Genomic DNA, 12,436 nt, shown 5'->3' with positions numbered 1-12,436 from the left:
GTACAGGCAATACATATCAAGGAGCTGCACATGAAACTGCTGGTGGTCGAGGACGAAGCCCTGCTTCGCCATCACCTCTACACCCGCCTGGGCGAAGGCGGCCATGTGGTCGAGGCGGTCGCCGATGCCGAGGAGGCGCTGTACCAGGCCGGGCAATACCACTTCGACCTGGCCATCATCGACCTGGGCCTGCCCGGCATCAGCGGGCTGGAACTGATTACGCGCCTGCGCAGCCAGGACAAGACCTTCCCCATTCTCATCCTCACCGCCCGCGGCAACTGGCAGGACAAGGTCGAGGGCCTGGCCGCCGGTGCCGACGACTACCTGGTCAAGCCGTTCCAGTTCGAAGAGCTCGAGGCACGCCTGAACGCCCTGCTGCGCCGCTCCAGCGGCTTCACCCAGTCGACCATTGCCGCCGGCCCGCTGGTGCTCGACCTCAACCGCAAGCAGGCGACGCTGGACGAGCAGCCCCTGGCCCTGACCGCCTACGAATACCGCATCCTCGAATACCTCATGCGCCATCACCAGCAGGTGGTGGCCAAGGACCGCCTGATGGAGCAGCTGTACCCAGGTGACGAGGAACGCGACCCCAATGTCATCGAAGTGCTGGTCGGCCGCTTGCGGCGCAAGCTCGAGGGCGAGCACGGCTTCAAACCGATCGACACCGTGCGTGGCCTGGGCTACCTGTTCACCGAGCGCTGCCGATGATCCGTTCGCTGCGGGTGCGCCTGATGCTGGCGGCCGCGGTGCTGGCGCTGCTGTTCATGCTGGCGTTGCTGCCGGCCTTGCAGAAGGCCTTCAGCCTGGCCCTGCAGGAGTCGATCGAACAACGCCTGGCCTCGGATGTGACCACGCTGATTTCCGCAGCGCGTATCGAACACGGCCAACTGCAGATGCCGACGCTGCTGCCGGACGAGCGCTACAACCTGCCGTACACCGGCCTGCTCGGCTATATCTTCGACCGCGACGGCAAGCTGGTCTGGCAGTCGCGGGCAACCGCCGCGCAAAACATCAACTACCGCCCGCGCTACGACGGCCGCGGCAACGAATTCGCCCGCATTCACCAGGCCGACGGCGAAGAGTTCTTTGTGTACGACGTCGAGATCAAGCTGCTGGGTGGCCAGAGCGCCGCCTACAGCATCGTTGCCTTGCAACCTGTGCGCGAGTACCAGCACACCCTTGATGGCCTGCGCGAAAAGCTCTACCTGGGCTTTGGCGCGGCCTTGCTGGCGCTGCTGGTGCTGCTGTGGGCCGGTTTGACCTGGGGCTTGCGGTCGTTGCGCCGGCTCAGCCGCGAGCTGGACGATGTGGAGTCGGGAGTGCGGGATGGCCTGAGCGGCGAACACCCACGGGAGCTGCTGCGCCTGACCGGCTCGCTGAACCGCCTGTTGCGCAGCGAGCGCGAGCAGCGTCAGCGCTACCGTGATTCGCTCGATGACCTGGCGCACAGCCTGAAGACGCCGCTGGCGGTGTTGCAAGGGGTGGGCGAAAGCCTGCAGCAGCGTAGCGGCGAGCGCGAGCAGGCGCGCGTGCTGCAGAGCCAGATCGAGCGCATGAGCCAGCAGATCGACTACCAGTTGCAACGCGCCAGCCTGCGCAAGAGCGGCCTGGTACGTCACAGCGTGTTGCTGCGGCCGTTGCTCGAAAGCCTGTGCAGCACCTTGGCCAAGGTGTACCGGGACAAGCGGGTGGACGTGACCCTGCAACTGCCCGATGCGGCGCAGGTGCCGATGGAGCAGGGCGCGTTGCTGGAGCTGCTGGGCAACCTGCTGGAGAACGCCTACCGCCTGAGCCTGGGCCAGGTGCGCGTGAGCCTGGAGCAGGCGCCTGGGCGGTTGACCTTGTGCATCGAGGACGACGGGCCGGGGGTGCCGGCGCACCAGCGCGAGCGGATTCTGGAGCGTGGGGAGCGGCTGGACAGTCAGCACCCGGGGCAGGGGATCGGGCTGGCGGTGGTCAAGGATATCGTCGACAGCTATGACGCCGAGCTGAGCCTGGGGGATTCTCCTCTGGGGGGCGCGGCGTTCAGGATCACCTTCAACCTCGAGTGATTTGCTGGCTTGGCCGGCCTCTTCGCGGGTAAACCCGCTCCCACAGGGGTGCACTGCACTCGAGCCCTGTGCGGTTCCTGTGGGAGCGGGTTTACCCGCGAAGAGGCCGGCACAGGCAAACCACAATGGGCGGATTCCCGCCAATGCCCCTGTACAAATCCCGCCACCGGGCGGAAATCCGCCAGCCTTCCTCAGGCAATTCGCCCCGTCGTTGGGCGTTTATCCCTCGCAAATACGGCACTTGCACCCTTCGTGGGCATTTTGGCACCACCCTTGCTATTGATCCTCGCAGAGGCCTGCCCAGGCAGCTCGAACACAACGACAAATCCCTCCGGGTGCAGGAGGGTTAGCGATTCAGGTGCCCCATCGCCCTGGGAAGGGTGAACCGGCACACTTGAGGAAAATTAGCCATGACGACACGTCAGCCGCTGTACAAATCCCTGTATGTCCAGGTGTTGGTCGCCATCACCATCGGTATCCTGCTCGGCCACTACTATCCGGAGACGGGCGTCGCCCTCAAACCCTTGGGAGACGGCTTCGTCAAACTGATCAAGATGGTCATCGCCCCGATCATCTTCTGCACCGTGGTCAGCGGCATCGCCGGCATGCAGAGCATGAAGTCGGTCGGCAAGACCGGCGGCTACGCGCTGCTGTACTTCGAAATCGTCTCCACGGTCGCCCTGATCATCGGCCTCGTCGTTGTCAACGTGGTCAAGCCGGGCGCTGGCATGCACATCGATGTCAGCACCTTGAACGCCAGCAGCGTGGCTGCCTACGCCGCCGCCGGCGCGCAGCAGACCACTGTCGGCTTCCTGCTTAACGTCATCCCGAACACCGTGGTCGGCGCCTTCGCCAACGGCGACATCCTGCAAGTGCTGATGTTCTCCGTGCTGTTCGGCTTCGCCCTGCACCGCCTGGGCAGCTATGGCAAGCCGGTGTTGGACATGATCGACCGCTTCGCCCATGTCATGTTCAACATCATCAACATGATCATGAAACTGGCCCCGGTCGGTGCCTTCGGTGCAATGGCCTTCACCATCGGCCAGTACGGCGTTGGCTCGCTGGTGCAACTGGGCTACCTGATGGCCTGCTTCTACATCACCTGCCTGCTGTTCGTGCTGGTGGTGCTGGGCGGTATCTGCCGCGCCCACGGCTTCAGTGTCCTCAAGCTGATCCGCTACATCCGTGAAGAACTGCTGATCGTGCTGGGCACTTCGTCCTCGGAGTCGGCCCTGCCACGCATGCTGGCCAAGATGGAGCGCCTGGGTGCGAAGAAGTCGGTGGTTGGCCTGGTGATCCCGACCGGTTACTCGTTCAACCTCGATGGCACCTCGATCTACCTGACCATGGCTGCGGTGTTCATCGCCCAGGCCACTGACACCACCATGGACATCACTCACCAGATCACCTTGCTGCTGGTGCTGTTGGTGGCTTCCAAAGGTGCTGCCGGTGTTACCGGTTCGGGCTTCATCGTCCTGGCCGCCACCCTGTCGGCCGTTGGCCACCTGCCGGTTGCCGGCCTGGCGCTGATCCTCGGCATCGACCGCTTCATGTCCGAAGCCCGCGCGCTGACCAACCTGGTTGGCAACGCCGTTGCCACCGTGGTCGTGGCCAAGTGGGTGAAGGAAATGGACAACGACAAGCTGGCATCGGAGCTGGCCTCCGGTGGTGCGCCGCTGGTCGATACCCGTCCGACCGACGACCTGGGCGTGGCTGAAGGCCCGGCTCGCTGATCGCGGGATGGTGAAAAGAAAAAGGCGACCTCAGGGTCGCCTTTTTCATGTCTGTGCGGCGCACGGTTCCTTGTGGGAGCGGCCTTGTGTCGCGAAAGGGGCGCGCAGCGGCCCCGGGATATCAGCCATCCTGCAAGATTGCCGGGGCTGCTGCGCAGCCCTTTCGCGACACAAGGCCGCTCCCACAAGGCCTGCGCACAGCCTTCAGGCCAGCACCACCTCCAGCACCCGGATCACGTCCGGTTGCGGGTAGTGCCAGCGCACCTGCACATCCCAGAACTTCACCCCATACACCCGCTCGGCCGGCGGCACCTGGTAGGCCGGCCGTGGGTCCTGCGCCAGGCATTGCTCGATCAGCTCCACCAGCGGTTCACCCAGGCGCAGTGCATGTTCGCGGGCCTGGGGCAGGGCGTTGTCGCCCCACTGCACGGCGATCGCGGCAGGCGCTTGGCTGGCCATCTGGTTGTTGGCGCCAGCGATGCTATCGGCGTAAGGCACATACGGTTTGATATCCAGCACCGGCGTACCGTCGAGCAGGTCGATACCAGACAGCAGCAGGCGCCCTGGCTCCACGCCTTCCAGGCGCACCACCGACTGGCCGATACCATTGGGCCGGTGGGTGGCGCGGGTGGCGAACACACCCATGCTCTTGTTGCCACCCAGGCGTGGTGGCCGCACCTTCAGGCGGGGTTTGTCTTCCAGTGCCTGGTGGAACAGGAACAGCAGCCAGACATGGCTGACCTGTTCCAGCCCCTCGACCGCATCGCCCTGGTCGAACGGCGGCAGCAGCTCGAGCACGCCGCGTGCGGCGGGCGCCAGTTGCGGCTGGCGCGGGATGGCGAACTTCTCCTTGAAACAGGAGCGGATGATGCCGACCGGGGTAACCGAATGCTGCATGGCCAATCAGCCGCGCACGCGCAGGGTCAGGCCCTTGAGGAAGTTGCGCAGCAACTGGTCGCCGCACGGGCGGTAGTTGTCATGGCCGGCCTTGCGGAACAGTGCGCTGAGTTCGGGCTTGCTGACCGGGAAGTTGACCGACTTGAGGATCGCATGCAGGTCGTCTTCCTTGAGCTCGAAGGCCACCCGCAGCTTCTTGAGGATGAGGTTGTTGGTCACCGGCAGCTCGATCGGCTGCGGCGGGCGGCTGTCATCCTTGCCGCGGCGGTGGATCACCAGGCCGTCGAGAAAGTGCGCCATGACCCGTTCCGGGCAGCGCACGAAGCCTTCCTCGTCTTCCTTCTTCAGGTAGGTGGCCAGCACCAGGGGATGCACGTCGAGGCCGGATAGCCCGATGATTTCGGCCATCTTGGCGTCATTCACCTTGAGCATGTAGCGCAGGCTGCGCAGGACGTCGTTGTGGTTCATTGTTGCAGAATCCTGTTCAGGTGCCGCACCTGTGGCGCGGCGTATTGCTTAGAAACGTTCGGTAGTGGCCAGGTAGCGCCACTGGCCCAGGGGCAACTTGCCCATCGATACGCCACCCAGGCGAATGCGGCGCATGCCTACCAGCTCCAGGCGCAGGTAGGCGCACAGCTCGGCGATCTGCCCTGGCTGCGGGTTTTTCAGGGCCATGCGCAGGTGGGTTTCGTTCTGCCAGCTGGCCTTGGCTTTAGGCAGCTCGCGGTCATTGCGGGTGGCACCGCGCGCCAGGCGTTCCAGCGCCTGGGGCGTGGTCTCGCCGCGCACTTCAACGATGAATTCCTGTTCCAGGCGGCGCAGGTCGGCGTCGATCTTGCGGGTTACCCGCCAGTCCTGGGTGAATACCTGCAGGCCGCTGGCACCGCGCTCCAGCGGCGCCACGCAGGCCTGCCGGGCAAAATGCCCGTGCAGTGCGCGCACGCCTTCGCGGTGGGCTTCGCTGAGGTTGCTCATGTTCATGCTGGCGCGGGCGGTCTCGCTGTCCACGCTGGCCGGCTGGTTCAGCAGCAGGGTTACCGGTTCCAGCGTTTCGGCACGGGCACCCGGCAGCAGTTCGACGCGCTGCTGCTCGACCTTGAACTGCGGTTGCTCGACCACCACGCCATCGACCGTGACCCAGCCGCCCTCGATATACAGCTCGGCCTCGCGGCGGGAGCAGCCAAGCTGCTCGATAAGGCGTTTGGACAGGCGGACGGGTTCGGACATGAGGGCAATTCGCAAAGGCAGGGAAAGACCTGCATTGTACCTGCCCGCGCGGCAGAGGGGCTGGGAATCTGTGTCATTTACGCCGTTTTGCGCAGGCGCATGTGCAGCAGCGGGTAGGGTTGCCCCAGGCCGTCGGTTTCCGAACGGCCGATCACCTCGAAGCCCTCATGCAGGTAGAAGCCCAAGGCTTGCGGGTTCTGTTCATTGACGTCCAGGCGCTCGGCATTCAGTTCGTCGATCGCATAGTGCAGCAGGCGCTTGCCAACCCCTTTGCCACGGTACTCCGGTGCGACGAACAGCATGTCCATGCGCCCGTTGGCGACCCCGGCGAAGCCGCAGATGCGCTGGCGGTCCTTGCAGCAGATCAGCATCACTGCATCGAGGTAGCGACGCAGCACCTGGTCGCGCAGCAAGACGATGTAGCAATCCGGCAGGAAGTCGTGGGTGGCGCGTACAGAGTCCTCCCACACCTGTACCAGTTCGCCGTAGTCACTCAAGCGCGGGGTTTGCAGCGTCAGTACCGAATGCATGCCGGTGTTCCTCCATGACGATAAGGCAAACATAGCAGGCCAACCACCGGTCGGCTTCTCCGTGCGCTGCTTGAATCTCGGGGTTTGGCGGTCTATTAATTTTCTGTGGGAAAAATTCCCACATAATGAAAAGCAAGAACCTGACACAGGATTCCCGGCTTGATTTGGCGTTTCTCACGGCGACGACCTGGAGACGAAATATGCAAATCCATGTGCTGTTCAAAAAAGCGATATTGGCGGCTGCCGTTGCTGGCGTGCTGTCGACTTCCATCGTTCTGGTCCCTGACTCGATTTCCAATGGCTCCAGCGCCTACGCCAAGGATGGTGGTGGTGGAGGCGGTCACGGAGGTGGCGGCGGTGGCCATGGTGGGGGTGGTGGTGGCCATGGCGGCGGCGGTGGTCACGGTGGCGGCGGTGGAGGCCATGGTGGTGGCGGCGGTGGCCACGGTGGTGGCGGTGGAGGCCATGGCGGTGGCGGTGGCGGTGGTGGCCACGGTGGTGGCGGTGGTGGTCACGGCGGTGGTGGTGGCGGCCATGGCGGTGAGGGCGGCGGCCACGGCGCTGGTGGGGATGGAGATGGCCATGCCGGCAACAGTGGGCGCGGCCATGACGGCTCCTCGAACTCTGGGCGCAGCGGCAACCACGCTGAAGCGGGTGACGATCATGGCAATCACGTTGGCGGTGAGCCTGGGGACGATCACGGCAATCACGTTGGCGGTGAGCCCGGTGACGATCATGGCAATCACGTTGGCGGTGAGCCTGGGGACGATCACGGCAATCACGTTGGCGGTGAGCCCGGTGACGATCATGGCAATCACGTTGGCGGTGAGCCCGGGGACGATCATGGCAATCATGTTGGCGGTGAGCCTGGCGATGACCACGGCAATCACGTTGGTGGTGAACCTGGTGATGATCGTGGCGACCATCTGGGTGGCGAACCGGGTGATGACAACAGCAGGAGCTGACTGGCTCTGAACGGTCTCATGCAGCGCCCACGGGGCGGGCCTGTATGAGGCCAGGTTCGGATACACGGCAGCCCCACTCAACGCGAATGCAATGAGCGCCGACGACTATCCCTCATCTCGTCAGGGATATGGTCACAGTTGGTGTGGGATCTTTTCCCGCGTCGTATACTGGGTTCATCTGTCAAGGAATGCGCTCAATGCAATCGCCTACCATCCCCCCTTCGATGTTAAGCGCACTGCGGCGTGTCATGCGTCCTCTGGTGCGCCTGATGCTGCGCAAAGGGGTCACCTACACGATGTTCGCCGACCTGCTCAAGGAAGTGTTCGTCGATGTAGCGCATCGCGAGTTTCGCCTGGACGGTACAGTGCCGACCGACAGCCGCATCAGCCTGCTCACGGGCGTGCATCGCAAGGATGTCCGGCGTTTGCGTAGCGAGGGGGGGGCGTCGCTCGCCGCGCTGCCGGAAAACATTACATTAGGTGCACAGTTGGTCAATATGTGGACCACTGGCAAGCCGTTCTGCTCGGAGCCTGGCCAGGCGCTGCCGTTGCCGCGTCTGGCGAGCGTTGGCGGCGATCGTTCCTTCGATGCGCTGGTGGCGAAGATCAGCACCGACATCCGCGGGCGGGTGGTGCTGGATGAGTGGTTGCGCCTGGGTATCGTCCGGCTCGACGACCAGGACTGTGTCCACCTGGAAGCCCAGGCATTCGTGCCGCAGAAGGGCTTCGACGAAAAGGCCGCGTACTTTGGGCACAACCTGCATGACCATGCCTGCGCAGCAGTGCACAACCTGAGTGGGGACGGCCAGCCGTTCTTTGAACGCAGTGTGCACTACGACGCCTTGAGCTCGGCCAGCGTCGACCATTTGCGTGCAGCGGTGGACAAGGACGGTATGCAGATGCTGCTTGCCTTCAGCCGGCTTGCATCAGACCTGGAAGATGCCGATGTGCCCAGCGCCGAGCAACGTCACCGTATCACGGTAGGGCTTTATTTCTACACTGAAACTACCGACCCCGATTTGTCGAAGACACCCGACCCATGACTTCCCTCGCGCGCTGCCTCAGTGTGGTCACACTGGTCCTGGGTTTCGGGCTGAACCTGGTGGCGCCTGCCGAGGTGGCCGCAGCACCGGTATGTGTCAGCCGTGACGAAGTGGGTATGGCGAGGGCGGCGGGCTTGCAGTTTCCCGGCGGTATTGGTGGTACCGGGGCCAGGACGGGCGGTGTCGGTGGTACCGGTGTACGCAGCGAAAACGGCGGAGTGGGTGGCACCGGTGCGCCGCTGCCGCAGCGTCCCGGCGGCACGGGTGGGACCGGTGCGGTGGCCGACGGTGTGGACGGCACCTTCATCGATCACGGCGGGGCAGGCGGTACCGGCGCACCGATCCTGCGCCCGGGCGGTACCGGTGGCACGGGCATCGTCGGCACCATCACCGGGTTCGCCTCGATTTGCGTCAATGGCCTGGAAGTGCACTTTGGCAAGGACGTACCGGTGAGTGAAAACGGTGCGCCTGCCAGTAGCGCTCACCTGGCAATCGGCCAGGTTGTCGCGGTTGAGGCATTTGCCGGCAAACGCGGCCTGCAAGCAGGGCGCATCTCGATCCTCAACGTTTACGAAGGGCCGCTGACGGCACTGCCCAATGCATCGGCCCCCCTGCGGGTCATGGGCCAACCCGTGCGGCTTGCTGCAGGGGCGCGGGTGGCTGAAGGGTTGCGCCCGGGCGAGCCGGTCAGGGTCAGTGGCCTGCGCGATGCCAAGGGTGAAGTGGTAGCCAGCCGTATCGAGCGGGCGCCGGGGCTCAGGGAGGCCAGTGCCATCGGTGCGGTAGACCGTGCTGGCAGCCTCCAGGGGCTGAAGCTGGGAACCCGTGTGGCACCTGCGAGGGAAGTGCTGGTACGTGGGCAGTGGACCGGACGCCAGCTGGAAGTGGCGCAAACCCGCCCAGACCCGAGCCTGCCTTTTGCTGGCCGTGTGCAGACGGCGGTGATCGAGGGGCTGGTACAGCGCAGCCACGCTCAACAACTGGTGGTGGCAGGCATCAAGGTGACGCTGGGGCAGGGTACCGTGATCGTCGGCAAGCAGCCCGCGGCATTGGCGCTCGATCAACGTGTGCGGGTGAGCGGGGTGTTCAATGGCAAGCACGAGCTGCGGGCAACCCGCGTGGAGTTCGATGACGGCCGTGCCGACAACCCGGACAGAGGGCATTCGGGGCGTGGCAGCGGGCACGGCACCCGTGACGCTGAAGGTTCCAGCAATAGCGGGCATGGCGGACGCGATGCGACCAGTGATCGCATTGAAAGCAGTGATGACCACAGCGGGCACGGCGGTGTTGACGATTCCAGTGGTCGGGACGGTACTGAACGCGTGGACAAGTCCGGAAAGTCGGAACATGTCGACACCATGGAGCGACCCGAGAGCAGCAATAGCGGAAGCTCTGACCGGGTAGAGAAGGTCGAGCTCGAAAAGGTGGAAAAAATTGAAAAAGCAGAGAAGGTTGAAAAGGTAGAGAAGGTAGAAAAAGTAGAGAAGATCGAGAAAGCCGAGAAGATCGAAAAGCCTGAGAAAGTCGAGAAGGTCGAGAAGGTCGAGAAAGTAGAGAAGGTCGAAAAGGTCGAAAGACCCGAGACAGTAGAGAAAGCCGAAAAAGTGGAGCATCCAGAGCGATCCGGGCATTAGGCAACTAGGCTGGGTAAGTGCGATCACCCTTCCCGTCCGGGATACCGAGGTGCAGATGAGACCCACGCTCCCTCTTTTCGCCTGCTTGCTGTCATGCGCCAGCGCGTCGGTCCTGGGCGATACCTTCAGCGCCGCCATAGGCATGGACTATTCAAGTGGCGACTATGGCACGGGTACAACCTCGGAAATCTGGTACGTCCCCGTGGTCGGTAAGTATGAAACCGGCCCAATGACCTACAAGGTCACTGTGCCCTGGCTGCGCATCACCAACCCTGAAGTGGGCCCGAATGGTGACCCCTTGCCCGGTGGCTGCCGGGATGTGGAAAGCGGGCTGGGAGACACGGTTGCCAGCGCCGGTTACGCCCTGCTCGACGGCAGTGACGGTGGCCTGATGCTGGACCTGATCGGCAAGGTCAAATTCCCCACTGCCGATGAAGACCAGTGCCTGGGCACCGGTGAATACGACTACACCGGCCAGGTCGATATCGCCAAGGCCTTTGGCCCGGTGACCGGTTTCGCGACCTTGGGCTGGAAGAAGTTCGGCGACCCGCCCGACAGTGATTTCGACGACCCGATATTTGCCAGTCTCGGCTTCGCCATGCCCGTGGCTGCAGGCACTTCGGCGGGTGCCTCCTACGACTGGCGGCAGAAAGTCGTCTCGACGGGCGCGCAGATCAAGGAACTTACCCTGTTCCTGACACACAAGCTCAACCAGCAGTGGAAAGTGCAACTCTATGCAGTCAAAGGCTTCTCGGATGCCAGCCCGGATGCAGAGGGCGGCCTGATGCTTTTTCACGCGTTCTGACGAAAAAGCCCCTGGCCCGGGAGTTCCTTGTGGGGAATGGCGGGGCAGGGGCTTTTCAGTTTGCTGCTGCGTTAGATGGGTTCAGCCCACATGTCGTATTCGTCGGCATCCACCACGCGGCAACGTACCTTGTCACCCGGCTTGAAGCCGTGGTCGCCATCGATGAACACGCTGCCGTCGATTTCCGGGGCATCGAAGAAGCTGCGGCCAACCGAACCTTGCTCTTCCACTTCATCGATCAGCACGTCGATTTCCTTGCCGATGCGCAGTTGCAGGCGGGCGGCGCTGATGGCCTGCTGGTGGGCCATGAAGCGGTCCCAGCGGTCCTGCTTGACGTCGTCCGGCACTTCTTCCAGGCCCAGGTCGTTGGCCGGGGCGCCTTCTACCGGCGAGTACTGGAAGCAGCCCACGCGGTCCAGCTGGGCTTCGGTCAACCAGTCCAGCAGGTACTGGAAGTCTTCCTCGGTCTCGCCCGGGAAGCCGACGATGAAGGTGGAGCGAATCACCAGCTCCGGGCACTGCTCGCGCCAGTTCTTGATACGTGCCAGGGTGCGGTCTTCGAAGGCCGGGCGCTTCATGGCCTTGAGCACTTTCGGGCTGGCGTGCTGGAACGGGATATCCAGGTACGGCAGGATCTTGCCGGCGGCCATCAGCGGGATCACGTCGTCGACGTTCGGGTACGGGTACACGTAGTGCAGACGTACCCAGGCACCCAGGCTGCTCAGGGCTTCGCACAGCTCGAGCATGCGGGTCTTGACCGGGCGGCCGTTCCAGAAGTCGGTCTTGTACTTGACGTCGACGCCGTAGGCGCTGGTGTCCTGGGAAATCACCAGGATCTCCTTGACCCCGGCCTTGACCAGGCGCTCGGCCTCGCTCAGCACTTCGCCGACCGGGCGGCTGACCAGTTTGCCGCGCATCGACGGGATGATGCAGAAACTGCAGCTGTGGTTGCAGCCTTCGGAAATCTTCAGGTACGCATAATGGCGCGGGGTCAGCTTGACGCCCTGCGGCGGCACCAGGTCGATCAGCGGGTTGTGGTCCTGGCGTGGTGGCACCACTTCGTGCACGGCGTTGACCACCTGCTCGTACTGCTGCGGGCCGGTGACCGACAGCACGCTCGGGTGTACGTCGCGGATGCTGCCTTCCTCGACACCCATGCAGCCGGTGACGATGACCTTGCCGTTTTCCTTGATCGCTTCGCCGATCACTTCCAACGACTCGGCCTTGGCGCTGTCGATGAAGCCGCAGGTGTTGACCACCACTACGTCGGCGTCCTCGTAGGTGGGCACGACTTCATAGCCTTCCATGCGCAACTGGGTCAGGATGCGCTCGGAATCGACCAGGGCTTTTGGGCAACCCAGGCTTACGAAACCTACCTTGGGGGTGGCGGGCGTGGTGGACATGACTAACCTCGGTATTGAATGCAGGTCGCCCGGCCGGAATCGGGGGCGATCTTGACGGGCGCTTTTGGCGCCTCTGATCAAAAAGTGCGCAATTCTAGCGAGCGCAGGGTCGCTTGACCAGCAGAAATGCGACGAACGCTGCGCTATG

12 protein-coding genes are annotated in these 12,436 nt (G+C 63.6%); 6 read left to right on the top strand and 6 right to left on the bottom strand.

Going from position 1 to position 12,436, the window contains the following annotated elements; all coding sequences use genetic code 11:
- Positions 1-30 precede the first annotated feature (30 nt).
- The 3 genes from KDB76_RS22275 (at position 31) to KDB76_RS22265 (ending at position 3,784) form a co-directional block, all read left to right on the top strand.
- Positions 31-708: a response regulator gene (locus tag KDB76_RS22275; protein ID WP_004375868.1), complete on the top strand. Its 678-nt coding sequence runs from the start codon at positions 31-33 to the stop codon at positions 706-708.
- Entirely contained in the window at positions 705-2,051 is a 1,347-nt protein-coding gene (locus KDB76_RS22270; RefSeq protein ID WP_013973835.1) for an ATP-binding protein, read from the top strand. The genes KDB76_RS22275 and KDB76_RS22270 overlap by 4 nt, the downstream gene beginning before the upstream one ends.
- 410 nt (positions 2,052-2,461) lie before the next feature.
- Positions 2,462-3,784 (top strand): dicarboxylate/amino acid:cation symporter, encoded by a 1,323-nt coding sequence (locus tag KDB76_RS22265; protein ID WP_013973834.1) that lies wholly within the window; start codon positions 2,462-2,464, stop codon positions 3,782-3,784.
- A gap of 204 nt (positions 3,785-3,988) precedes the next feature.
- On the opposite strand, the gene tsaA is transcribed toward KDB76_RS22265, so the two are convergent.
- The 5 genes from tsaA to KDB76_RS30190 all read right to left on the bottom strand — a co-directional run bounded on the left by tsaA (position 3,989) and on the right by KDB76_RS30190 (position 7,469).
- Positions 3,989-4,681 (bottom strand): tRNA (N6-threonylcarbamoyladenosine(37)-N6)-methyltransferase TrmO, encoded by a 693-nt coding sequence (gene tsaA / locus KDB76_RS22260; protein ID WP_013973833.1) that lies wholly within the window; start codon positions 4,679-4,681, stop codon positions 3,989-3,991.
- Between the two features lie 6 nt (positions 4,682-4,687).
- Positions 4,688-5,149, bottom strand: coding sequence for a DUF1456 family protein (locus KDB76_RS22255; RefSeq protein WP_013973832.1), 462 nt, complete (start codon positions 5,147-5,149; stop codon positions 4,688-4,690).
- Positions 5,150-5,197: 48 nt separating this feature from the next.
- Complete coding sequence (locus KDB76_RS22250; RefSeq protein ID WP_013973831.1) at positions 5,198-5,908, bottom strand: rRNA pseudouridine synthase; 711 nt, start codon at positions 5,906-5,908, stop codon at positions 5,198-5,200.
- A gap of 77 nt (positions 5,909-5,985) precedes the next feature.
- Complete coding sequence (locus KDB76_RS22245; RefSeq protein ID WP_013973830.1) at positions 5,986-6,438, bottom strand: GNAT family N-acetyltransferase; 453 nt, start codon at positions 6,436-6,438, stop codon at positions 5,986-5,988.
- A 95-nt stretch (positions 6,439-6,533) separates the two neighbouring features.
- The gene (locus KDB76_RS30190) at positions 6,534-7,469 is read right to left on the bottom strand and encodes a hypothetical protein (RefSeq protein WP_200873955.1); all 936 of its coding nucleotides are present in this window, start codon (positions 7,467-7,469) and stop codon (positions 6,534-6,536) included.
- Positions 7,470-7,600: 131 nt separating this feature from the next.
- Between KDB76_RS30190 and KDB76_RS22235 the strand changes: the two genes are divergently transcribed.
- The 3 genes from KDB76_RS22235 to KDB76_RS22225 are packed head-to-tail and all read left to right on the top strand — an operon-like array spanning position 7,601 to position 10,885.
- On the top strand, positions 7,601-8,446 hold the full coding sequence (locus KDB76_RS22235) for a DUF6502 family protein (protein ID WP_023663572.1): 846 nt from the start codon (positions 7,601-7,603) through the stop codon (positions 8,444-8,446).
- Entirely contained in the window at positions 8,443-10,080 is a 1,638-nt protein-coding gene (locus tag KDB76_RS22230; RefSeq protein ID WP_038409799.1) for a DUF5666 domain-containing protein, read from the top strand. Before KDB76_RS22235 ends, KDB76_RS22230 begins: the two co-directional genes overlap by 4 nt.
- A 55-nt stretch (positions 10,081-10,135) precedes the next feature.
- A complete protein-coding gene (locus KDB76_RS22225) occupies positions 10,136-10,885 on the top strand; it encodes a hypothetical protein (RefSeq protein ID WP_024087593.1) in 750 nt (249 codons plus the stop codon).
- A 71-nt stretch (positions 10,886-10,956) separates the two neighbouring features.
- Here the strand turns inward: KDB76_RS22225 and rimO are convergent, their stop codons facing one another.
- A complete protein-coding gene (rimO, locus tag KDB76_RS22220; RefSeq protein WP_013973825.1) occupies positions 10,957-12,288 on the bottom strand; it encodes a 30S ribosomal protein S12 methylthiotransferase RimO in 1,332 nt (443 codons plus the stop codon).
- Positions 12,289-12,436 lie beyond the last annotated feature (148 nt).

The organism is Pseudomonas sp. JS425, assembly GCF_018223845.1.
In the GTDB taxonomy this organism is placed as follows: Bacteria; Pseudomonadota; Gammaproteobacteria; order Pseudomonadales; family Pseudomonadaceae; genus Aquipseudomonas; species Aquipseudomonas asiatica.
The sequence above is the reverse complement of the archived record's forward strand: the minus strand, read 5'-3'. Positions and strand labels throughout refer to the sequence as shown.